Annotated in this window: 24 protein-coding genes (1 of these 24 only partly in view); 19 read left to right on the forward strand and 5 right to left on the reverse strand. The window is 60.0% G+C overall.

The features are described 5' to 3' along the window. Nucleotides 1–7 precede the first annotated feature (7 nt). From rsmG to glmU, 13 genes are all read left to right on the forward strand, one after another. Complete coding sequence (rsmG, locus tag C3F36_RS10315; protein WP_041215794.1) at nucleotides 8–634, forward strand: 16S rRNA (guanine(527)-N(7))-methyltransferase RsmG; 627 nt, start codon at nucleotides 8–10, stop codon at nucleotides 632–634. A 27-nt stretch (nucleotides 635–661) separates the two neighbouring features. Next, nucleotides 662–1465 carry a ParA family protein gene (locus tag C3F36_RS10320; RefSeq protein ID WP_104455019.1) on the forward strand — a complete coding sequence of 268 codons (804 nt, stop codon included), beginning with the start codon at nucleotides 662–664 and terminating at the stop codon, nucleotides 1463–1465. Further along, entirely contained in the window at nucleotides 1462–2370 is a 909-nt protein-coding gene (locus C3F36_RS10325; RefSeq protein ID WP_010672268.1) for a ParB/RepB/Spo0J family partition protein, read from the forward strand. The genes C3F36_RS10320 and C3F36_RS10325 overlap by 4 nt, the downstream gene beginning before the upstream one ends. A gap of 190 nt (nucleotides 2371–2560) precedes the next feature. Then, nucleotides 2561–2971, forward strand: a complete 411-nt coding sequence (locus C3F36_RS10330; RefSeq protein ID WP_010672267.1) for an ATP synthase subunit I — start codon at nucleotides 2561–2563, stop codon at nucleotides 2969–2971. An 8-nt stretch (nucleotides 2972–2979) separates the two neighbouring features. Next, nucleotides 2980–3762, forward strand: a complete 783-nt coding sequence (atpB, locus tag C3F36_RS10335) for a F0F1 ATP synthase subunit A (protein ID WP_010672266.1) — start codon at nucleotides 2980–2982, stop codon at nucleotides 3760–3762. Nucleotides 3763–3820: 58 nt separating this feature from the next. Further along, the gene (atpE, locus tag C3F36_RS10340; RefSeq protein ID WP_010672265.1) at nucleotides 3821–4060 is read left to right on the forward strand and encodes a F0F1 ATP synthase subunit C; all 240 of its coding nucleotides are present in this window, start codon (nucleotides 3821–3823) and stop codon (nucleotides 4058–4060) included. A gap of 51 nt (nucleotides 4061–4111) precedes the next feature. Continuing rightward, entirely contained in the window at nucleotides 4112–4582 is a 471-nt protein-coding gene (gene atpF, locus C3F36_RS10345; protein ID WP_010672264.1) for a F0F1 ATP synthase subunit B, read from the forward strand. A 13-nt stretch (nucleotides 4583–4595) separates the two neighbouring features. Next, nucleotides 4596–5129, forward strand: a complete 534-nt coding sequence (atpH, locus tag C3F36_RS10350; RefSeq protein ID WP_010672263.1) for a F0F1 ATP synthase subunit delta — start codon at nucleotides 4596–4598, stop codon at nucleotides 5127–5129. 15 nt (nucleotides 5130–5144) lie between these two features. Beyond that, the gene (atpA, locus tag C3F36_RS10355; RefSeq protein ID WP_010672262.1) at nucleotides 5145–6686 is read left to right on the forward strand and encodes a F0F1 ATP synthase subunit alpha; all 1542 of its coding nucleotides are present in this window, start codon (nucleotides 5145–5147) and stop codon (nucleotides 6684–6686) included. A 42-nt stretch (nucleotides 6687–6728) separates the two neighbouring features. Beyond that, nucleotides 6729–7595: a F0F1 ATP synthase subunit gamma gene (gene atpG / locus C3F36_RS10360; RefSeq protein WP_010672261.1), complete on the forward strand. Its 867-nt coding sequence runs from the start codon at nucleotides 6729–6731 to the stop codon at nucleotides 7593–7595. 33 nt (nucleotides 7596–7628) lie between these two features. Continuing rightward, nucleotides 7629–9017 (forward strand): F0F1 ATP synthase subunit beta, encoded by a 1389-nt coding sequence (gene atpD, locus C3F36_RS10365; protein WP_010672260.1) that lies wholly within the window; start codon nucleotides 7629–7631, stop codon nucleotides 9015–9017. 18 nt (nucleotides 9018–9035) lie between these two features. Further along, on the forward strand, nucleotides 9036–9464 hold the full coding sequence (locus C3F36_RS10370) for a F0F1 ATP synthase subunit epsilon (protein ID WP_010672259.1): 429 nt from the start codon (nucleotides 9036–9038) through the stop codon (nucleotides 9462–9464). Between the two features lie 93 nt (nucleotides 9465–9557). Next, nucleotides 9558–10919: a bifunctional UDP-N-acetylglucosamine diphosphorylase/glucosamine-1-phosphate N-acetyltransferase GlmU gene (glmU, locus tag C3F36_RS10375; protein WP_104455020.1), complete on the forward strand. Its 1362-nt coding sequence runs from the start codon at nucleotides 9558–9560 to the stop codon at nucleotides 10917–10919. Nucleotides 10920–10970: 51 nt separating this feature from the next. On the opposite strand, the gene creD is transcribed toward glmU, so the two are convergent. From creD to blrA, 4 genes are all read right to left on the reverse strand, one after another. Further along, complete coding sequence (gene creD / locus C3F36_RS10380; protein ID WP_104455021.1) at nucleotides 10971–12362, reverse strand: cell envelope integrity protein CreD; 1392 nt, start codon at nucleotides 12360–12362, stop codon at nucleotides 10971–10973. A 121-nt stretch (nucleotides 12363–12483) separates the two neighbouring features. Beyond that, nucleotides 12484–13278, reverse strand: coding sequence for a class D beta-lactamase (gene blaOXA / locus C3F36_RS10385; protein WP_104455022.1), 795 nt, complete (start codon nucleotides 13276–13278; stop codon nucleotides 12484–12486). A 99-nt stretch (nucleotides 13279–13377) separates the two neighbouring features. Further along, nucleotides 13378–14796, reverse strand: coding sequence for a beta-lactam sensor histidine kinase BlrB (gene blrB, locus C3F36_RS10390; protein WP_104456030.1), 1419 nt, complete (start codon nucleotides 14794–14796; stop codon nucleotides 13378–13380). Nucleotides 14797–14830: 34 nt separating this feature from the next. Next, nucleotides 14831–15505 carry a beta-lactam response regulator transcription factor BlrA gene (gene blrA, locus C3F36_RS10395; protein WP_104456031.1) on the reverse strand — a complete coding sequence of 225 codons (675 nt, stop codon included), beginning with the start codon at nucleotides 15503–15505 and terminating at the stop codon, nucleotides 14831–14833. Between the two features lie 123 nt (nucleotides 15506–15628). Between blrA and C3F36_RS10400 the strand changes: the two genes are divergently transcribed. Together C3F36_RS10400 and glmS are read left to right on the forward strand one after the other, a co-directional pair. Beyond that, nucleotides 15629–16402 carry a DeoR/GlpR family DNA-binding transcription regulator gene (locus C3F36_RS10400; protein ID WP_104455023.1) on the forward strand — a complete coding sequence of 258 codons (774 nt, stop codon included), beginning with the start codon at nucleotides 15629–15631 and terminating at the stop codon, nucleotides 16400–16402. A gap of 55 nt (nucleotides 16403–16457) precedes the next feature. After that, nucleotides 16458–18290 (forward strand): glutamine--fructose-6-phosphate transaminase (isomerizing), encoded by a 1833-nt coding sequence (gene glmS / locus C3F36_RS10405; protein ID WP_104455024.1) that lies wholly within the window; start codon nucleotides 16458–16460, stop codon nucleotides 18288–18290. Between the two features lie 60 nt (nucleotides 18291–18350). On the opposite strand, the gene C3F36_RS10410 is transcribed toward glmS, so the two are convergent. Then, nucleotides 18351–19127 carry a LuxR family transcriptional regulator gene (locus tag C3F36_RS10410; RefSeq protein ID WP_010672236.1) on the reverse strand — a complete coding sequence of 259 codons (777 nt, stop codon included), beginning with the start codon at nucleotides 19125–19127 and terminating at the stop codon, nucleotides 18351–18353. 211 nt (nucleotides 19128–19338) lie between these two features. On the opposite strand from C3F36_RS10410, the gene C3F36_RS10415 reads away from it, so the two are divergent. The 4 genes in view from C3F36_RS10415 to C3F36_RS10430 are tightly spaced (each overlapping or abutting the next) and all read left to right on the forward strand, a layout consistent with a single transcriptional unit that may run on beyond the window. Further along, nucleotides 19339–20100 carry a DUF3450 domain-containing protein gene (locus C3F36_RS10415; RefSeq protein ID WP_185975495.1) on the forward strand — a complete coding sequence of 254 codons (762 nt, stop codon included), beginning with the start codon at nucleotides 19339–19341 and terminating at the stop codon, nucleotides 20098–20100. Next, a complete protein-coding gene (locus C3F36_RS10420; RefSeq protein WP_104455025.1) occupies nucleotides 20097–21404 on the forward strand; it encodes a MotA/TolQ/ExbB proton channel family protein in 1308 nt (435 codons plus the stop codon). Before C3F36_RS10415 ends, C3F36_RS10420 begins: the two co-directional genes overlap by 4 nt. After that, nucleotides 21401–21931, forward strand: coding sequence for a MotA/TolQ/ExbB proton channel family protein (locus C3F36_RS10425; protein ID WP_104455026.1), 531 nt, complete (start codon nucleotides 21401–21403; stop codon nucleotides 21929–21931). Before C3F36_RS10420 ends, C3F36_RS10425 begins: the two co-directional genes overlap by 4 nt. Beyond that, nucleotides 21928–22288, forward strand: the 5' portion of a protein-coding gene (locus C3F36_RS10430) for an ExbD/TolR family protein (protein ID WP_069651569.1). The gene runs 41 nt beyond the window's last position; the window shows 361 of its 402 coding nt (coding positions 1–361); the start codon lies at nucleotides 21928–21930; its stop codon lies off the right edge, out of view. The genes C3F36_RS10425 and C3F36_RS10430 overlap by 4 nt, the downstream gene beginning before the upstream one ends.

Below are 22288 nucleotides of genomic sequence, written 5' to 3' on the forward strand. Positions count from 1 at the left end.
GGACAACATGTTGGAAAGATTGAACGGCCTGCTCATGCAGGCCGGAATTGTTATCACCGAAACCCAGAAGACCCAGTTGGTGCAGTTGGTCGAGTTGCTGCACAAGTGGAACAAGGCTTACAATCTCACCTCGGTGCGAGATCCGGACGCCATGCTGGTCAAGCATATCCTCGACAGCCTGGTGGTGAGCCCTCACCTGCACGGTGAACGCTTCATCGATGTGGGAACGGGTCCGGGTCTGCCCGGACTACCGCTGGCCATCATCAATCCGGACAAACAGTTCGTGCTGCTCGACAGCCTGGGCAAGCGGATCAACTTCATCCGCCAGGTGATCCTGGAACTGGGGTTGACCAATGTGACCCCCGTCAAATCCCGGGTGGAGGAGTATCAACCCGAGACCGGATTTGATGGTGTACTGAGCCGGGCTTTCGCCTCCCTGGAGGACATGCTGAGCTGGTGTCATCATCTGCCGTCACCCGAGGGCAGCTTCCTGGCGCTCAAGGGACAATACCCCGAGCAGGAGCTGGCACAGTTGCCTGACAGCATTCGTCTGGTTGCCACCCACAAGCTGGTGGTGCCGGAACTGGAAGGCGAACGCCATCTGCTGGAGTTTAAAGCCATCCAGCCCGAATAGGGCCGCCGCATTCATTTAGGGGACAGTGTGGGAAAAGTCATTGCCATAGCCAACCAGAAGGGTGGAGTGGGTAAAACCACCACCTGTGTGAATCTGGCCGCCTCCATGGCCGCTACCCGGCGCAAGGTGCTGGTGATCGATCTGGATCCGCAGGGCAATGCCACCATGGGCAGTGGCGTCGACAAGTACGATGTCGAGCGCACCGCCTATGAACTGCTGATCGAAGATGCCCCCATCGGCGAGGTGATCATCCCCGAAACCTCGGGAGGCTATCACCTGATTGCCGCCAATGCCGACGTGACCGCGGCAGAAATCCGCCTGATGGAGTTTTTTGCCCGCGAGATCCGCCTGCGCAACGCCCTGGCCTCGGTCAGGGACAAGTACGACTACGTCTTCATCGACTGCCCGCCTTCTCTCAACATGCTGACGGTGAATGCCATGGCCGCCGCCGACTCCGTGCTGGTGCCCATGCAGTGCGAATACTATGCGCTGGAAGGGCTGACCGCCCTGGTGGACACCATCAGCAAGCTGGCAGCCGTGGTCAATCCGGAGCTGAAGATCGAAGGGGTGCTGCGCACCATGTTCGATCATCGCAACCGGCTGGCCAATGATGTGTCCGATCAGCTGAAACAGCATTTCGGGGACAGGGTCTATCGCACCATCATTCCCCGCAACGTAAGACTGGCGGAGGCGCCGAGCTTTGGCGCGCCAGCCATGCACTATGACAAATCATCGGTGGGGGCCAAGGCCTATCTGGCCCTGGCTGGCGAGATCCTGCGCCGCCAGGAGCAGGAGTCCCAGCCGCTCACCGCAGATCGAGAGAGCATATGACGCCGAAGAAACGTGGGCTGGGCAAGGGGCTGGACGCCCTGCTCAGCACCAGCACGGCCGCCCGCCAGAAACAGGTGATGAGCGACCAGCGCACCGAACAGGCCATGGCCCCGACCAATCAGGGGGAATTGCGCAAGCTGCCGGTGGAGTGGCTGCAGTCCGGCAAATACCAACCGCGCAAGGATATGTCCCAGGATGCGCTGGAGGAGTTGGCCAACTCCATCCGTGCACAAGGGGTGATCCAGCCCATAGTGGTTCGCTCCATCGGTGAAAACCGTTTCGAAATCATTGCTGGTGAACGCCGCTGGCGCGCCTCCCAGCTGGCCCGTCTCGAAGTGGTGCCCTGCCTGGTCAAGGATGTCGCCGACGAGGCGGCCGTCGCCATCGCACTTATCGAGAACATCCAGCGTGAAGATCTCAACGCCATCGAGGAGGCCGTCGCCCTACAGCGCCTGCTGACGGAGTTCGAACTGACTCACCAGCAGGTTGCCGAGGCGGTGGGCAAGTCCCGCACCACGGTCACCAACCTGCTGCGTCTCAACCAGCTCAACGAGGACGTGAAGCGCTTCGTGGAGCACGGCGACCTCGACATGGGGCATGCCCGTGCCCTGCTGGCCCTGAGCGGCCAGGCCCAGTCAGAGCTGGCCAAACTGGTGGCCCAGAAGGGGCTGACAGTGCGAGATACCGAGAAGCTGGTGCAAAAAGCACTGGAACCGGCAAAAACCAGGGTTGAACCCGTCCGTGATCCCCAGTTTGGTTATCTCGAGCGCCAGATTTCTGAAAAAATTGGCAATCAGGTGCAACTTCAGCCGGGCAAGAAAGATAGCGGCAAGTTAGTAATAAGTTACGATAACTTGGCAGATTTGGACCGGGTATTGGGCTATTTTGGCCTGTCAGAATCGTGATTTTTACGCTTTTTGTAGTAATAAAACATCCATTACTTTCGATATGAACATAACCTTAATTTCGCGCGGAAAGCCGCAAAAATTAAGGATTTTTGCCATGTTGCAATAGCCGTCTTCACGGGTATAATTTGACCGGCTTTTCGAGCTGTGAACCTGGGGTCTTCGGATCCCGATTTTTTACAGTTCTGTAATGTTCAGGGGTAGGTTGGTGAAGCAGAAAATAGCCTTGGAAGGTTTGACGCTGGCCTTGGCTATGCTCGTTTGTCAGCTGGTCCTGATCCTGGCGATCGCCACCGTCTGGTTTTATCAGGCGGGAGAGTTCGCCGGACAATCCTCTCTCTACGGAGGGGGGATGTACTGGGTTCCTCAAGCCCTGTTCACGCTCTGGGTTCTGCGCCGCAAGGTGACGAAAGAGAGCGTAGGCCTGGTTTTGCGGGACTTTTATGGTGGGGCAGGGATTAAGCTCATTACTACAACAGGACTTTTCGCCCTGCTGTTTGGCGCCGGGATTGAGGTCGACACCGCCTCGTTCTTCGCCACTTATATCCTCGCCCTCGTTGTACAGTGGATAGTTTCATTCACGCTTAACAACCACTATTAGGAAAACTCATGTCTGCAACCGGAGAAGTCCTGACTCCTCAGGGATATATCTCCCACCACCTGACCCACCTGCAGGTAGGGTCCGGGTTCTGGACGGTGAATATCGATTCCATGATATTTTCCGTCGTGCTAGGCGCCCTGTTTATCTGGTTGTTCCGCAAGGTTGCCGTCAAGGCCACCAGCGGTGTGCCCGGTAAGCTGCAGTGCTTTGTGGAGATGCTGGTCGAGTTTGTGAATGGTAACGTCAAGGACATCTTTCATGGTCGCAACAAGGTCATCGCACCTTTGGCCCTGACGGTGTTCGTGTGGATCTTCCTGATGAACTTCATGGACCTGATCCCCGTTGACTTTATCCCTCACGCTGCACAGTTGATGGGTGTTCCCTATCTGCGTGTGGTTCCCTCTGCTGACGTTAACATCACCATGTCCATGGCTTTGGGCGTGTTCTTCTTGATCCTGTACTACAGCATCAAGGTCAAGGGTATCAGCGGGTTCGTGAAGGAGCTGACGCTTCAGCCTTTCAATCACCCTGCTGCCATCCCGGTTAACTTCATCCTTGAAACCGTCACGTTGATTTCCAAGCCTGTTTCATTGGGTCTGCGACTGTTCGGCAACATGTATGCTGGCGAACTGATCTTCATCCTGATTGCGGGTTTGTTACCCTGGTGGTCACAGTGGATCCTGTCCGTGCCTTGGGCAATCTTCCACATCCTGATCATCACTTTGCAGGCGTTTATCTTCATGGTTCTGACCATCGTCTATTTGTCGATGGCGCAGGAAGACCATGGTTGATGCAACTCAAATAATCCTTTTTATACAATCAATTACATCTAAATAAATGGAGATCCTCATGGAAAACTTGAACATGGACCTGCTGTACATCGCTGCTGCAATGATGATGGGTCTGGCGGCTATCGGCGCCTCCATCGGTATCGGTATCCTGGGTGGCAAGTTCCTGGAAGGTGCAGCTCGTCAACCTGACCTGATCCCTGTTCTGCGTACCCAGTTCTTCATCGTGATGGGTCTGGTGGATGCGATCCCGATGATCGCCGTTGGTCTGGGTCTGTATGTGATGTTTGCGGTTGCCTAAGTCATTACGACTCACGCAGAACCCATTAACTAACTAAAGAGGACATCGGCTGTGAATATCAACGCCACCCTCCTCGGCCAAGCAGTTGCTTTTTTCATCTTCGTAGTGTTTTGCATGAAGTACGTATGGCCGCCGCTGATGGCTGCCATCGAAGCCCGTCAGAAAGAAATCGCTGACGGCCTCTCTTCTGCAGAGCGTGCCAAGAAAGATCTGGAGCTGGCCAAGGCCAACGCCACCGATCAGCTGAAAGAAGCCAAGCTTCAGGCTGCTGAAATCATCGATCAGGCCAACAAACGCAAGGCCCAGATCATTGATGAGGCCGCTGTCGGAGCCCAAGCTGAGCGGGAGAAAATCCTGGCTCAGGGCCGTGCAGAGATCGAAGCTGAACGTCATCGTGCCAAAGAAGAACTGCGCAAGCAGGTTGCTGCTCTTGCCATCGCGGGTGCAGAGAAGATCCTGGCACGCCAAATCGACCAGGCTGCCAACAGCGACATCGTCGACAAACTGGTAGCAGAACTGTAACGGGAACGGGGCTATGTCTGAACTGACTACAATCGCTCGCCCCTACGCCAAGGCTGCTTTCGAGTTTGCCGTTGAGCACAAGGCGGTTGACCAATGGCTGGAGATGCTCGATTTCGCCGCTCAGGTGGCAGAAAACGAGACCATGCACAGCCTGGTAAACGGCTCCGTTGCTGCCGAAGAACTGGCAAAGCTGTTTGTCGGTGTCTGCGGTGAGCAGCTCAACGAGCACGGTCAGAACCTGATCCGGGTGATGGCCGAGAATGGTCGCTTGGGTGTGCTGCCGGCGGTCGTTGCCGAATTCGTCGCGCTCAAGGCTGAACTGGACAAAGAAGTTCAGGCTGACGTGATTTCGGCGATCGAACTGACCGACCAGCAGAAAGCCAATATTCAGGCTTCTCTGGAACAACGTCTCGCGCGCAAAGTGAAGCTGAATTGCAGCACAGATGCGTCCTTGATGGCCGGGGTGCTCATCAAGGCCGGTGATCTCGTTATCGACGGCACGGTCCGCGGTAAGCTGGATCGCATGGCCGATGCGCTGCAATCTTGATTGGGGTATTAGAGCATGCAACTGAATTCCACTGAAATCGCCGAGCTGATCAAGCAGCGCATTGCGCAGTTTGATGTCAAAAGCGAAGCGCGTAACGAAGGTACCATCGTTTCTGTAAGCGACGGTATCATTCGTATCCACGGTCTGGCCGATGCCATGCAGGGTGAGATGATCGAGCTGCCGGGCAACCGCTTCGCTCTGGCATTGAACCTGGAGCGTGACTCCGTTGGTGCCGTAGTAATGGGTCCCTATGCCGATCTGGCCGAAGGGATGAAGGTAAAGGGTACCGGCCGCATTCTGGAAGTGCCGGTCGGTCGTGGTCTGTTGGGCCGGGTGGTCAACACCCTGGGTCAGCCGATCGACGGTAAGGGTCCGGTAGACAACGACGGCTTCTCGCCGATCGAAGTGATCGCCCCGGGCGTTATCGAGCGTAAGTCTGTTGACCAGCCAGTCCAGACCGGTCTGAAAGCCATCGATGCCATGATCCCTATCGGTCGTGGCCAGCGTGAGCTGATCATCGGTGACCGCCAGGTTGGTAAGACCGCCATCGCCATCGACACCATCATCAACCAGAAAGATTCCGGCATTAAGTGCGTCTACGTTGCGATCGGCCAGAAGGCCTCCACCATCGCCAACGTGGTGCGCAAGCTGGAAGAGCACGGCGCCCTAGCCAACACCATCGTGGTCGTGGCTTCTGCCTCCGAAGCGGCTGCTCTGCAGTATCTGGCTCCCTACGCCGGTTGCTCCATGGGCGAGTACTTCCGTGACCGCGGCGAAGACGCACTGATCATCTATGATGACCTGTCCAAGCAGGCCGTTGCCTATCGCCAGATCTCCCTGCTGCTGCGCCGTCCGCCTGGACGTGAAGCTTACCCGGGTGACGTCTTCTATCTGCACTCCCGTCTGCTGGAGCGTGCTGCTCGCGTCAACGCCGAGTACGTAGAGAAGTTCACCAACGGTGCCGTGAAAGGCCAGACCGGTTCCCTGACCGCCCTGCCGATCATCGAAACCCAGGCCGGTGACGTCTCCGCGTTCGTTCCGACCAACGTGATCTCCATCACCGACGGCCAGATCTTCCTGACCTCCCAGCTGTTCAACTCCGGTATTCGTCCGGCGGTTGACCCGGGTATCTCCGTATCCCGTGTGGGCGGTGCTGCTCAGACCAAGATCGTCAAGAAGCTGTCCGGTGGTATCCGTACCGCGCTGGCCCAGTACCGCGAACTGGCGGCATTTGCCCAGTTCTCTTCCGACCTGGACGATGCTACTCGCAAGCAGCTGGATCACGGTCAGAAAGTCACCGAGCTGATGAAGCAGAAGCAGTACTCTCCGATGAGCGTGGCCCAGCAGTCCCTGGTGCTGTTCGCCGCCGAGAAGGGTTATCTCGCCGATGTCGAACTGAGCAAGATCGTCGACTTCGAAGCCGCTCTGCTCTCTTACGCCAATACCCAGCATGCCGAGCTGATGGCTGAAATCAATGCCAAGGCCGACTACAACGACGCGATCGTTGGCAAGCTGACTGCGTTGCTGGATGACTTCAAGGCAACCCAGACCTGGTAAGCGTGTGTGGCAGCGCAAGCTGCCACCTGATGGAGAGAAGAGATGGCCGGCGCAAAAGAGATACGTAACAAGATCGGGAGTGTGAAGAACACTCAGAAGATCACCAGCGCTATGGAAATGGTGGCAGCGAGCAAGATGCGCCGTGCGCAGGAACGCATGTCTGCCAGCCGTCCGTACGCTGAAACCATGCGCAAGGTGATCGGCCATATCGCTCAGGGGAACTTGGAATACAAGCACCCCTACCTCATCGAACGTGAGGTGAAGCGAGTGGGTTACATCGTCGTCTCCACCGACCGTGGCCTGTGTGGTGGTCTGAACATCAACCTGTTCAAGGCTGCCCTCAATGATATGAAGCAATGGAGCGCGAAAGGTGCCAAGGTTGACCTGGCATTGATCGGTAACAAGGCCTCCAACTTCTTTGAACGGCACGGCGCCAAGGTGAAAGCCCATGTCTCCGGACTGGGTGACAACCCGAGCGTCAATGACCTGATCGGTTCAGTGAAGGTCATGCTGAAGGCTTACGACAACGGTGAGATTGACAGGCTTTATCTGGTGTACAACAAGTTCGTCAACACCATGGTTCAGCAACCAAAAGTCGATCAACTGCTGCCTTTGCCCGTAACAGAAGACAGCAAGCTCGCCAAGAAGCACCACTGGGACTACCTCTATGAGCCGGATCCCAAGCAACTGCTGGATACCCTGCTGATTCGCTACGTCGAATCCCAGGTCTACCAGGGTGTGGTAGAAAACTTGGCAAGTGAACAGGCAGCCCGAATGGTTGCCATGCAAGCCGCGACTGACAACGCCGGCAACCTGATTAACGATCTGCAACTGGTATACAACAAGGCCCGTCAGGCCAGTATTACCCAGGAGCTCACAGAGATCGTTTCCGGTGCTGCTGCGGTGTAAGGCAAGGGTTATCAAAGGTTTAGAGGATTTGACATGAGTAACGGTTTCATCGTCCAAATCATCGGCGCTGTGGTGGACATCGAGTTCCCGCAGAATGCCGTGCCCCAGGTGTACGATGCACTGAAGGTTGTCAGCGAAGGCCAAGGCCAGGGTCTGGTACTGGAAGTTCAGCAACAGATCGGCGGCGGCGTCGTGCGTTGCATCACCATGGGTTCCTCCGACGGTCTGCGTCGTGGGTTGGAAGTAGTTAACAGCGGCAAGGCCATCCAGGTACCGGTCGGTACCTCGACCCTGGGCCGTATCATGAACGTACTGGGCGACCCCATCGACGAGAAGGGTCCGATCGGCGAAGAAGAGCGTTGGTCCATCCACCGCGAAGCCCCCAGCTACGAAGATCAGTCCAACAGCACCGAGCTGCTGGAGACCGGCATCAAGGTTATCGACCTGGTATGTCCGTTCGCCAAGGGTGGTAAGGTTGGTCTGTTCGGCGGCGCCGGTGTAGGCAAGACCGTCAACATGATGGAGCTGATCCGTAACATCGCGATCGAGCACAGCGGTTACTCCGTGTTCGCCGGTGTAGGTGAGCGTACCCGTGAGGGTAACGACTTCTACCACGAGATGATGGAGTCCAACGTACTGGACAAAGTATCTCTGGTTTACGGTCAGATGAACGAGCCGCCCGGAAACCGTCTGCGCGTGGCGCTGACCGGCCTGACCATGGCCGAGAAGTTCCGTGACGAAGGTCGTGACGTGCTGTTCTTCGTGGACAACATCTACCGTTACACCCTGGCCGGTACCGAAGTATCCGCACTGCTGGGCCGTATGCCCTCCGCAGTAGGTTACCAGCCGACCCTGGCCGAGGAGATGGGTGTTCTGCAAGAGCGCATCACCTCCACCAAGACCGGTTCCATCACCTCCGTACAGGCCGTTTACGTGCCTGCGGATGACTTGACCGACCCGTCTCCGGCGACCACCTTCGCCCACCTGGATGCGACCGTCGTACTGTCCCGTCAGATCGCGGCACTGGGTATCTACCCGGCCGTTGACCCGCTGGACTCCACCTCCCGTCAGCTGGATCCGCTGGTGGTTGGCAAGGAGCACTACGAGACCGCTCGTGGTGTCCAGACCGTACTGCAGCGCTACAAGGAGCTGAAGGACATCATCGCCATCCTGGGTATGGATGAACTGTCAGAAGAAGACAAACTGACCGTAGCCCGTGCCCGTAAGATCGAGCGTTTCCTGTCCCAGCCGTTCTTCGTGGCCGAAGTATTTACCGGTTCTCCGGGCAAATACGTGCCGCTGAAGGAAACCATCCGTGGCTTCCAGGGCATCCTGAAGGGCGAGTATGACGATCTGCCGGAGCAGGCGTTCTACATGGTTGGCGGCATCGACGAAGTCGTCGAGAAGTCCAAGAAACTGTAAGCCTCGATAGGAGGGCCCATGGCTGAGATGATCTCCTTTCACCTGGATGTGGTGAGCGCCGAAGGAAAACTGTTTTCCGGTCGCGTGCAATCTGCCCAGGTATCAGGCTCCGAAGGTGAGCTGGGTCTCCGCCACGGTCATGCTCCGTTGCTGACTGCCATCAAGCCGGGCCTGGTCCGCTTGATCAAGCAAAATGGTAGCGAAGAGGTGCTGTACATCTCCGGCGGCATGCTGGAAGTACAACCCGAAGCTGTGACCGTGCTGGCCGATACCGCCATTCGCGCCGACGATCTGGATGAGGCGAAAGCCCAGGAAGCCAAGCGTCGTGCCGAAGAGCGGATCAACAGCTCCCATGGTGATATCGACTATGCTCAGGCGTCTGCCGAGCTGGCCAAAGCGATGGCCCAGTTGCGGGTTATCGATATCGTCAAAAAGAATTACCGTTAATCACGGTGATGCAAAAAGCGACCTTCGGGTCGCTTTTTTTTTGCCCGTTGGATAGACTCCGCCCAGCATTTCCACCTGTTTCAAAGGCTAGCTATGTCTCTCAATGTCGTGATCCTGGCTGCGGGCAAAGGCACCCGCATGCGTTCCTCCCTGCCCAAGGTGCTGCACCCCGTGGCCAACAAGCCCATGGTCTCCCATGTGATCGATACCGCTCGCCAGATTGGTGCCGAACAGTTGCACCTGGTCTATGGCCACGGTGCCGAGCTGCTCAAGGAGCGGATCGTCGCGGAAGATGTGAACTGGGTGCTGCAGGCCCAGCAACTGGGGACCGGCCATGCCGTCGCCCAGGCCATTCCGTTCTGGCATGACGAAGACGACGTGCTGGTGCTCTACGGCGATACCCCGCTGATCCAGCCCGAGACCCTGCAACGGCTGCTGGCCGCCAAGGCCGACGATGGCATGGCGCTGCTGACCGTGGTACTGGACAACCCGACCGGCTATGGCCGCATCGTGCGGGAACATGGTCAGGTGGTCGGCATTGTCGAGCAGAAGGATGCCAACGTCGAGCAACTTGCCATCCGCGAAGTGAACACCGGCGTGCTGGTGGCCAACGGTGGTCAGCTGCGTAGCTGGCTGTCCCGCCTGGACAACAAGAATGCCCAGGGCGAGTTCTATCTGACCGACGTCATCGCCATGGCCCATGGGGATGGCTGTGCCATCGCCGCCGTCCACCCGGACAGCGCCATGGAAGTGGAAGGGGCCAACAACCGGGTGCAGCTGGCGGCGCTCGAGCGCAGCTACCAGCAGATGCAGGCCGAGAAGCTGATGATCGCTGGCGCCACCCTGATCGATCCGGCCCGTTTCGATCTGCGGGGTTCCCTGGAAATCGGGGAGGAGGTGGTGATCGACGTCAACGTCATCATCGAAGGCAAGGTGGTGCTGGGCAATCACGTGCGCATCGGTGCCGGCAGCGTATTGAAGGATTGCGTGATCGGCGACCACTCCGAGGTGAAACCTTACTCCGTCATCGAAGGTGCGCAAATTGCCGACCAGTGCTCGGTCGGGCCCTTTACCCGCCTGCGCCCGGGTGCCGTGCTGGAGCAGGATGCCCATGTCGGCAACTTCGTCGAGATGAAGAAGGCCCGGCTGGGGGTGGGCTCGAAGTGCGGTCATCTGACCTATCTGGGCGATGCGGAGATCGGTGCCAAGGTGAACATCGGTGCCGGCACCATCACCTGCAATTACGACGGGGTGAACAAGTTCCAGACCATCATCGAGGACGATGTCTTCGTCGGCTCCGATACCCAACTGGTGGCGCCGGTGAGGATCGGCAAGGGGGCGACTCTGGGGGCCGGCTCCACCATCACCAAGGATGTGGCGGAAAACGAGCTGGTGATCACCCGGGTGCCCCAGCGCCACATTCCGAACTGGCCCCGTCCGGTCAAGAAGAAGTGATGCCCGATCAATGAAATGCAAACCGGCGCCCGAGGGCGCCGGTTTTTTTGCTTATGGCTGATGGCTGATGTTACTGGTCGATGGCTGGGGGGCCGCCCATGCGGTGGCGGAGGGACTGCTCTCCATCACCTGATACCAGTCGAGCTTGCGAGTCAGCCCCATGACAAGCGCCAGGGTGGCGAACAGCAGCAGGGCGCCGAGCAACAGGGCTGTCTCCTCGGCCTGCAGCAGCCCGAACAGAATGGCGTAGACCAGCCCCAGCAGGGCGGCGAATCCCATGCCCTGTTTCGGGCCGCCCAGCACATGGCTCAGGTAAAAGCCGTTGAGGGCCACACTGGCTAGGGCGGCAATGAGATAGGCCCAGACAAAGCCGAGATGCTCAGTCAGCGCCAGCAGCACCAGATAGAAGATGGCCAGCCCCATGCCCACCAGCGCGTACTGGATGGGGTGTACCCGCAGCCCCTTGAGCAGCTCGAACATGAAGAAGCTGATGAAGGTGAGGCCGATGAACAGCAGGGCATATTTGGCGGCACGCTCGTTCAGCTGATAGTGATCCACCGGTTGCACCAGGCTGACGCTGAATGACGGCAGTTTGGTGCCCGCTCCCTTCATCATGCGGTTGAAGCGGCTCTCCATGTCGGTGGCGAACCAGCTGGTCTGCCAGCTTGCCTCGAACCCTTGATCCGCAAGGGTGCGTTCACCGGGCAGAAAGTCGCCGAGAAAATTGGGATGGGGCCAGTTGCCGCTCAGGTGAAACCGGCTGTCCTGTCCGAGCGGCACCACTTCCAGCGCGTTCATGCCCTGCAGATCCAGCTCGATGTGAAAGCGGCCATCTTCGTCTGGCAAGGCGTCGAGCGGGGCATGGATCCCCACTCGCCCGTCCCCCAGCTGGGCGCCAGGGGCAAACGGGATGCGTTGCTCCCCCCATTGCAGTTCGGGTACGCGGCTGATACCCCGGGCATCGGAGAGGATCAGGCTGAGATAGGGTTTGCCCGGCACCAGGGCGGGATCCGCCGGGTCGAAGCTCAGGTTCGGGTTGCCGGCCACCAGTCCCTTGTCAGCCAGGCTGGTGGGCATCAGGCCGGAGAGGGAGAGGCGACTGTGATAAATCTGGGCCTGATAGATGCCGAGCTTGCGCGGGGTCACCTCCATGCTGGCCCGCACGTCCAGCCTCTTGGGCAGCAGGTAGCGATAGACCTGCTCCTTGCGCTCGAAATGTTTGCCATCCTGCTCGACGGTGACGGCCCGGGTATAGGGCTGCACCAGTACGGGCCCCATCAGGCGCTGGGGCCCGCTGTGGCTGGCCATGATGCTGTGAATGGCCTGACTGCGATAGGCCTGGCGCTCCCGATTCAGCTCCATGATGGCGTGAACCGGAATCATCATCAGCAGGCAGAGCAACAGCAGCAGGGCGATCTTGTGGGTGAAAATCTGTTTGACCATGACACGTCTCCTTGTTGTTGAACGGGAGTGTGCCGGGGTCGCGTGAAGGGAGGATGGGGCAGTGTGAAGCGGTGGTGAAGGGGGATAAAAAAACCGGCGCCAGGCGCCGGTGTTGCTGGCATCAGAGTGTCTTCAACCGGGCCGGCAGGGCGGCGAACACCTCCTCCCTGGCCCTGAGGGAAGCGAACTGCTTGCCCGGCATCTGGATGACGGTGTGGACGAAGATGAGCGTCTTGTCCTGTTTGCTGGCCCAGCCGACGAACCAGCCGATCTGCTGCTCCCTGTCCAGGCTGCCATCCAGCAGCTTGGGGTAACCCATGCCGGTCTTGCCGTGGATCTGCCAACCGTCGATGTCGGGCTGACGCATCAGGTTGGCGGTATGGCGCAGGGTCTTGGCGGAGACCGGCAGCTTGCCGCTCACCATCTTGCCAAGGAAGCGGGCTTGCTCCTGGGGGCTGATGGCGAGGCTGGCGCTGAGCCAGGCCTGGGTCAGACCGTCGTGCTTGCCCGGGTTGCCTTCGAGATCCCGGTTGCCGTAGTCGAAGCTGTCCACGTAGTGCTGGAAGCGAGCTTCTCCCAGCCACTCGGTGAGGCGCTGCGAGTACCAGATGACCGAGAATTGCATCCAGCTGCTCGGGGTGGTGGTCTGTTTCCACTCCGGCAGGAAATCAGGATCACCGGCCTTGAACGGCAGGGCCGGCAGTTGTTCATCCACCAGGAAGCCGCTGTCATAGCCCATCAGTGCCAGCGGGATCTTGAAGGTGGAGGCCGGGGTCAACTGGGCGGCACAGTCTCCCTGGGTGCTGACGGGTTTGCCGGTGCCGTCGGCAAACAGCATGCAGCCAGAAGCGGCGCTGGCAGGCAGTGCACAGAAGAGGCCAGCAGCAAGCAGACCGGACAACAGCATACGGGGCATATCTATCTCCTTGATTAATATGAATGCGCATCGATGGGGAAGGTCGTCATCGAGGAGTTGCAGCTTAGCCCGGCTCTGTGTGCTTGGTGTGAAGTGTCCTCAGTTGCCGGGCAGCCAGAGTGTGGCCAGCACCCCCCCGTCCGGCTGATTGGCAAGAGCAAGATGGCCGCCGTGCTGGCGTGCCACCTCCATGGCAAAACTGAGCCCGAGGCCGCTGCTTTTTCCCTTGTCTGGCCTTGGCAGGGAGTAGAAACGCTCGAAAATCCTGGGCAGCGCAAAGTCGGGAATGCCTGGACCCTGATCCCGCACCCGGAAGCAATAACCCCCCTCCACCATGGCGCCGCTCAGCACCAGGGTACTGCCGATGGGGGCGAAATCGAGGGCGTTGTCCAGCAGGTTGCCAAGTGCCTGCTCCACCAGCAGGGGATCCCACTTCTGCTTCTGACCTTCCCCCAGCTCGGCGCGCAGGGAGAGCCGGCGCTGGGCCTGGATCTGGCGGGCGTCGAGCACCCGTCTGCCCAGTCGTGCCGGCTCGACTGATTGTCTGTCCAGCCCCTGCCCAGATTCCAGTCTGGCCAGCTGCAACATGCGCTCGATCAGCTGCTGCATGCGGGCCGTCTCCAGATTGATGTTGCCGATAAAGCGCTTTGCGACGTCTAACGGCGGTGCCTCAGTCAGTATTTCCCCTGCCCCGCGAATGGCGGCCAGCGGGCTCTTGAGCTCGTGGGTCAGGCTGTGGACATAGGCTTCGATATAGGCCTTGCCGTCCAGTTGGCGACGCATGGTTTCCAGGGATCGGCCGAGCCGATCCAGCTCCGGGCTGTAGAGGCGCGGCAGGCTGGCGGGCTGACCCTGGCTGACCGCATCGGCGTAGTGCACCAGCTTGCCGATGGCGCGGTTGAGCCACCACACCAGCAGGGCGCCGATGAGTAGCGAGATGAACAGCAGCAGGGCCGCCCCCTGCAGCAGCTGGTGTTCGCTGCGCTCTATCATGGGCAGCAGGGTGCGGTTGGGCTTGGCGACGGTGAGGGAGCCGAGGATCACCTCCCCTTCCCGCAGCGGGGCGGCCACGTGCATCACCGAGCTGGCGGGGTCGTCCGGATCGCTGCGGGTGCTGCGGGCGCCATATTCGCCCCGCAGGGTCAGATAGACGTCGTTCCAGCGCGAGTAGTCCTTGCCGAGATCCACCCCGTCCGAGTCGTAGACCACCTTGCCCCAGCGGTCGACCACATAGATGCGGTACTCCGCCTGCTGCTTGAGGTGACCGTCGATCAGGGCGTTGATGGGGCTCTGGTTGAGGCGGGCGAAGGCGCTGGCCAGCCTGCCATCCGCCATCTTCCCTTCCTGCATGTCGTCCAGTGCCAGCGGCGCCAGCATCTGGGCCATGTCCACCAGTGTATCTTCGGTGGCGCTGCGCACCCCGGGCTTGATCTCCTCGACGAAGATCTCCAGCACGAACCAGGTGGCCAGGGCGAAGATCAGCACCAGCCCGCACAGCAGTTGCAATCCGATTCTCATCTCATCCCCCTGCCGGTGCCCGGCCACCCTGAGTTCATGCCAGCTCCAGGCTGTAGCCCAGCCCGCGGTGGGTCAGGATCGGGTTGGCGTCAGGGTCCCGCTCCCGCAGCTTGGCGCGCAGGGTCTTGATGTGGGTGTCGACGGTGCGATCCAGGCTCTCCTCCGCCCCGCTCCACACCAGGTCCATCAGCTGCTGGCGGGAGTAGACCCGGCCCGGCGCCAGCATCAGGGTCTTGAGCAGCAGGTATTCGTAGCGGGTGAGCGCCAGCGGCTGGCCGTGGAAGCAGATGCGGGCCCGCTCCTCATCCAGCACCAGCAGCTGGCTCGGTTGGGGAGCGCTGGGTTGGCTGCGGCGCAGTATGACCCGCACCCTGGCGCACACCTCGCGGGGCGAGAAGGGCTTGGCCACGTAGTCGTCAGCCCCTATCTCCAGCCCGATCAGCCTGTCTATCTCCTCGCTGCGGGCGGTGAGAAACATCAGGGGCGTGTCGGTCAGGGTCCGCACCTGCTTGCACAGCTCGAAGCCGCTGATGTCCGGCAGTCCCACATCCAGAATGAGGAAGTCGGGTTGCGTCTGTTCCAGTCGCGCCAGCAACGGCTGTCCGAGGGGGAACCACTCCACCTCGAAACCATCGGTCTGCAGGGCGTAGATCAGGGTGTCGGCAATGCTGGTCTCGTCTTCCACCAGCCAGATGAGTCGTTTTTGCATGGCGTCCTCGTCGCAAATCGGCTTGCCCATTCTGGCATCGAAGCAAATCGGATCCTATTTGCCGTTTGATTTTTCCCGAAAAGGCATTAATATTTCGCCATTCTTTCGAATCGAAACTTAACAATGACCAAACGCAACACTCAACAGCGTCGCCACACCATAGTGAGCCTGGTACAGGAACAGGGTGAAGTCAGTGTCGACGCCCTGGCCAAACACTTCTCCACCTCCGAGGTGACCATCCGCAAGGATCTGGCGGTGCTGGAGACCGGTGGCCTGTTGCTGCGTCGCTACGGCGGTGCCGTTCCCCTGCCCAGCGAGATGGTGGTGGACAGCAACCCGGATCAGGTTTCGAAGCGAAAGCTGGCCATTGCCCGCGCCGCAGCCGAGCGGATCCGCGATCACAACCGCATCATCATCGACAGCGGCAGCACCACCAGCGCCATGATCCCCATGCTGGGCAGCAAGCGCGGCCTTATCGTCATGACCAACTCCCTCAACGTGGCTGGCGCCCTGCGCGAGCTGGAGAACGAACCCACCCTGCTGATGACCGGCGGCACCTGGGATCCCCACTCCGAATCCTTCCAGGGCCAGGTGGCGGAGCAGGTGTTGCGCTCCTATGACTTCGACCAGCTGTTTATCGGCGCCGATGGCATAGACCCTGAGCGAGGCACCACCACCTTCAACGAGCTGGTGGGTCTCTCCCGGGTCATGGCCGAGGTGTCGCGGGAAGTCATCGTCATGGTGGAGTCGGAGAAGATCGGCCGCAAGATCCCCAATCTCGAGCTGCCCTGGTCCGGCATCCATACCCTGGTGACCGACGAGGGGCTGAGCAATGCGGCCAGAGAACAGATTCAGGCCAAGGGGATCACGCTGATTTGCGCCCCCGTGGCCGTGTGACCTGAACAAACCATTATCCAACCGAATTAACGTCTTACGTTTCAAGGAGAAGTCTATGTGTGGCATCGTCGGGGCCGTCGCCCAACGTGATGTGGCTGAAATCCTGGTAGAGGGCCTGCGCCGTCTGGAATACCGTGGCTACGATTCGGCCGGTGTCGCCGTGTTCAGCGCCAACCAGCCGCTGCAGCGGGTGCGTCGCCTCGGAAAGGTGGCCGAACTGGCCAAGGCTCTGGAGGAGCAGTCCGTCCACGGTGGTACCGGCATTGCCCACACCCGCTGGGCTACCCATGGCGAGCCGTCCGAGCGCAATGCTCACCCCCATGTCTCCGAGCATATCGTGGTGGTGCACAACGGTATCATCGAGAACCACGAAGTGCTGCGGGAAGAGTTGAAGGCGCTGGGCTATGTGTTCAGCTCCGACACCGACACCGAAGTGATCGCCCACCTGGTGCACCACGAGCTGAAATCCGCCCCCAGCCTGCTGGCGGCCATGCAGGTCGCGGTGAAGCAACTGCGCGGCGCCTACGGCACCGTGGTGATGGACAGCCGTGACGACAGCCGCGTGGTGGTGGCCCGTTCCGGCTCCCCCCTGGTGATCGGCCGCGGCATCGGCGAGAACTTCATCGCCTCCGACCAGATGGCCCTGCTGCCGGTGACCCGCCGCTTCATCTTCCTGGAAGAGGGCGATGTGGCCGAAGTGACCCGCCGCGACGTGCACATCTTCGATACCCACGGCGAGGCCGTGGTGCGCGAGGAGCTGGAGTCCGAGCTGTCCCACGATGCCGGTGACAAGGGCGAATACCGACACTACATGCTCAAGGAAATCTACGAGCAGCCCAAGGCCATCACCAACACCCTGGAAGGCCGCCTGGGCAGTGATCACGTGGTGGTCGAGTCCTTCGGCAACGGCGCCCGCGCCATTTTCGACAAGGTCGAGCACGTCCAGATCGTCGCCTGCGGCACCTCCTACAACTCCGGCATGGTGGCCCGCTACTGGTTTGAAGAGATCGCCGGTGTCTCCTGCGACGTGGAGATCGCCTCCGAGTTCCGCTACCGCAAGTCGGTGGTACGTCCCAACAGCCTGCTGGTGACTCTTTCCCAGAGCGGTGAGACCGCCGATACCCTGGCCGCCCTGCGGTTGGCCAAGGAGTCCGGTTACATGAGCTCCCTGGCCATCTGCAACGTACCGGGTTCCTCCCTGGTGCGCGAATCCGACCTGGCCTTCATGACCCGGGCTGGTGCCGAGATCGGGGTGGCGTCCACCAAAGCGTTCACCACCCAGCTGGCCGGTCTGCTGATGCTGGTGGCCTCCGTCGGTCACTGCCGAGGCAACCTGAGCGCCGCCGCCGAGGCCGAACTGGTCAAGGCGCTGCAAGCCCTGCCTGTGCGCATCAAGGAGAGCCTGGCCCTGGCCAAGCAGATCGAGACTCTGGCCGAAGAGTTTGCCGACAAGCACCACAGCCTGTTCCTCGGTCGTGGCAGCCAGTACCCCATCGCCATGGAAGGGGCGCTCAAACTCAAGGAGATCTCCTACATCCACGCCGAGGCCTATGCCGCCGGTGAGTTGAAGCATGGCCCGCTGGCGCTGATCGATGCCGAGATGCCCATCATCGTCGTGGCGCCGAACAACGATCTGCTGGAGAAGCTCAAGTCCAACGTGGAAGAGGTGCGTGCCCGTGGCGGTATCCTCTATGTGTTCGCCGATGCGGACGCCGGTTTCAAGAGCGACGAGACCATGCGGGTGATGAGCCTGAACCACGTGGAAGAGATGATCGCGCCGATCGTCTATACCGTGCCGTTGCAGTTGCTCTCCTACCACGTCGCCCTCATCAAGGGCACCGACGTGGATCAGCCGCGCAATCTGGCCAAATCCGTGACTGTGGAATAAGCCGTCGCCGGAAATGAAAAAAGAGCCGCACTGCGGCTCTTTTTGTTTTGGCAAAACAGGCTATGACAGCCGCAGGTTGGTGATGGTGACGTCGTCCAGGGAAGGCACAATGATGCCGCTGGAGATGCTCTTGGCGATCGCCTGGTTGCGGTTGCGCGAGTCCGTCTTGTTGGTGACCTGATTGAGGTGGAAGTTCACGGTTCGCTCGCTGATGCCGAGGATGGTGGCGATCTCCCAGGAGGTCTTGCCTTCGCTGGCCCAGAAAAGGCACTCCTTCTCCCGATCCGACAGCTCGGCCAGGTATTTCATCAGGTCTGGTCTGGCCTTGATGAGGGTCAGGGCCGAGTTGAAGATGTAGCTGGCGCAGAATGACAGCAGGGGAACGTTTTCAAACATCAGATCGGAATTGGACTTCTCCTTGCTGATGAAAGAGAGGATGCCGTGTTCCCCCTGCGGCGTGTGCAGCGGGAAGGAGACGCCGTTCCTCACCCCGAAGTCGGCGGCCAGGTTCATCACCTCCCTGCTGGCGCTGGGCAACCAGGGGGCATCGCAATCGAGCTTGTTCCAGAAAATGGGCTGGGTCTGCTTCAGTCCCAGGAAGACGACCGGATCCTGGGTCAGGTAGTGCCGTTCCGAATAGGCATCAAACCAGCTGGTGGGGCAGTTGTTGAACAAGGCCACATGGGATTTCTGCATGCTGATGGGGAAAATAATCAGCAAACGGAAGTAATCAAACCCCATCTGATGACTGAAGCGCTCCAGTTGTTGCTGGATCTCGCTGGTCTTCTTCGCCTTGGTGAACCGATCTATGTGTTCCCAGATCGCATCGTTAAACATGTAAGTCTCCTTTTTCGATCACTTATCTTGCTGATCGAAAAGACATTTTTTAGTTATTTAAAATGGTGTTGCGACTACCAACGCCAGTTATTCCCGTACTTGTCTAAAAAGTATCCTGTTTTTTCGGCCAGAGGCCAAGAAAATCATCTGATTGCCAGTGACCCTACTCTTTGAGACAATGAGAATAGTTATCATTGTTAAGATTTATATCATGAACAAGTTTTGGGGTCTGGCCTTGTTACCCATGGCCGTTCATTGCGTCGTGTCCGCCGACGAGGTGGTTGCGCCAGCATTGAAGAACAGTATCGCCGACGGGAAAGCCTCCCAGCTGCGTGTGGAGAAAGCCGCCGATGGCGCCGTCGCCGCCAGGATTGAGCTGCAAAATGCCCAACTGCAACTGCGGGATCTGGAAGCCTACAACCACTACATGCAGTCTCTGGTGGCCGATCAGCAAAACGAGCTGGGCAAGCTGAACCAGCAGTTGGAGGCGGTACAGGAGACCAGACAGGGGCTTGTCCCCCTGATGCTGCAGATGCAAGCCGATCTGGAACAGCTGGTACAGGATGACATCCCGCTGCGCAGGGAGGATCGTCTGGCGCGGGTTGCTGCCTTGAAAGCGACGCTGGCCAGAGCCGATGTGAGCGAGGCGGAGAAGTTCCGCCAGCTATTGCAGGCCTATCAGATTGAAGCCGAATACGGCAGCAGGCTGGACCATTATTCCGCCGAGCTGGTGCTGGATGGCGCACCGCGCCGGGTCGATGTGCTGGCACTGGGCCGGGTCTCCCTGCTGGCGATGACCGCCGATCGCTCCCAGGCGTGGCGCTGGTCTGCCGAGCACAAGCAGTGGCAAGCCCTCGACGGCCAGTGGCTCTCCCCCATCGCCGAGGCGTTGGAAATGGCTGCCGACAAGAAGGTTCCCCAGTTGTTGAATGTCCCCCTTTCCGTCAGCCGTGGTCAGGAGGCCCAGTCATGAGCGTCACCATGAAGTGGTTACCCCTTGCCCTCGCACTCTCTCTGGGCACCACAGCCGCCGTGGCCGAGGAAGCCTGGCAGCAGCAGGAACAGGCCCGTGAGCAGAAGGCTCAGCAGGATCTGGCGTTTGTCTCCAGGGAGCTGAGCAGTGCCCGTGCCAAGCTGGCCGAGGCCCAGCGCCTGAGCAAGGAGCTGGCCAGCCAGTTCGCGGCCAATGAAAAGCAGCTGGTGGAGCTCAATACCCAGTGGGAGCAGGCCTCCGGCGACATGAACGAGATCTTTGCGGTCACCCGTCAGGGCGCCAGCGATGCGGTCAAGTTGCTGAGCGAATCCGCCGTCGAGGGCCAGTATCCTGATCGTCTCGCCCCGCTGAAAACCATGGCACAGGATAAACAGGTGCCTGATCGCGCCGCCCTTGCCCTGCTGCCAGCCACCTTGCTGCAGGAGATCCACGAATCGGGCCGGATTGCCCAGTTCAACGGCAAGGTGCTCGATGCCCAGGGCGTTGCCAGCGAGCAGACGTTGACCCGGATCGGCAGCTTCGCCCTGCTGGGCGATGCTGGTTTCTTGCAACCGGGGGCCGAAGGCCTGAGTCCGGTGCTGGGCCTGCCAGGCAGCGTGCTTTCCGCTGTGGCCGCTTATCAGGGTCAGGAGGGAGAAGCGTTGCCGCTGGATCCCTCCCACGGTGTTCTGCTCGATATGCTGGCCCAGGCGCCCACCTTCTGGCAGCAAGTCCAGCAGGGCGGCCAGGTCGGCGCCATCATCGTGCTGCTGGCAGCCATCGGCCTGGGGATCGCTGGAGTACGGCTGTGGAGCCTCTCTCGCGAACTGGGTCGGGTTCGTCGCCAGCTGAAGAGCGGTGAATATCATGCCGACAACGCCCTCGGCCGGGTGCTGACGGTGGCTGACAAGCATCCAGAACTGAGCATGGAGACCCTCGAACTGCGTCTGGATGAGGCGATCCTGCAGGAGACCCCTCGCCTGGAGCGCGGCATCGGCATGGTCAAGGTGATCGCGGCCATAGCCCCCATGCTGGGTCTGCTCGGCACCGTGACCGGTATGATCGGCACCTTCCAGGCCATCACTCAGTTCGGTACCGGCGATCCCAAGATCATGGCGGGCGGCATCTCCATGGCCCTGGTCACCACGGTGCAGGGTCTGGTAGCGGCCATTCCGCTGATCCTGGCCCACAGCCTGTTGCAGTCCCGTTTCACCGAGCTCTCCAACGTGCTGGAACAGCAGGTGGCCGGGATCCTGGCCGAGCGGGCCGAAAGCAATGGTGACAGGGTGGAGCGGGTAGCATGATGCTCGACATCTGGCAGCAGTTGCAGAGCTTCATGGGCCGTGGCGGCCCGGTGCTCTGGGTCATTCTGGCCTTGCTGGTGCTGATGTGGATTCTGATGATCGAGCGGCTGCTCTACCTCAACTTGGGGTTTGCACCGTTGCAGCGTCAGCTGCTGGGCCGCTGGCAGGCGCGTCGCGAGCGTCACAGCTGGCACGCTCGCGCGATTCGCGGGCGCTGGCTGGCAGAAGTGGAGCTGGCGCTCAACCGTCATCTGATCTTCATCCGCACCCTGGTGGTGCTCTGCCCCATGCTGGGGTTGCTGGGTACAGTGACCGGCATGATAGGCGTATTCGATGCGCTGGCTGCGGCCAACCGCTTTAACCCGGAGAGCATGGCGGGCGGGATCTCCCGCGCCACCATCCCCACCATGGCAGGCATGGTGGTGGCCCTCTCCGGCGTGTTGTTACTTAGCCGGCTCGAGAGTCAGGCCAAGCATGCGCTGGCCAAGACCCGGGACGGCCTGCGAGAAGAGAAGGTAATGCAATGAGACGGCAATCCAAACGCCAGCGCGATGAAGTGCAGATCGACATGACCCCCATGCTGGATATCGTCTTCATCATGCTGATCTTCTTCATCGTGACCACCTCCTTCGTGCGCGAAGCCGGGCTTGAGGTACACAGACCCCAGGCCAGCCAGGCCAAGGCGCAGAAATCGTCCAGCATCATGCTGGCGATCGGCGCTCAGGGGCAGATCTTCCTCGACCGCAAACAGGTGGATGTGGAGCGGGTGCAGGCCACCCTCGCCCGACTGTTGGCGGAGCAGCCCGAGGCAAGCCTGGTGATCCAGGCCGATGAACGGGTACCCCACGGCAAGGTGGTGCGGGTGATGGATGAAGCCAAGGCGG

This window comes from Aeromonas sp. ASNIH2, from assembly GCF_002934795.1.
GTDB lineage: Bacteria > Pseudomonadota > Gammaproteobacteria > Enterobacterales > Aeromonadaceae > Aeromonas > Aeromonas caviae.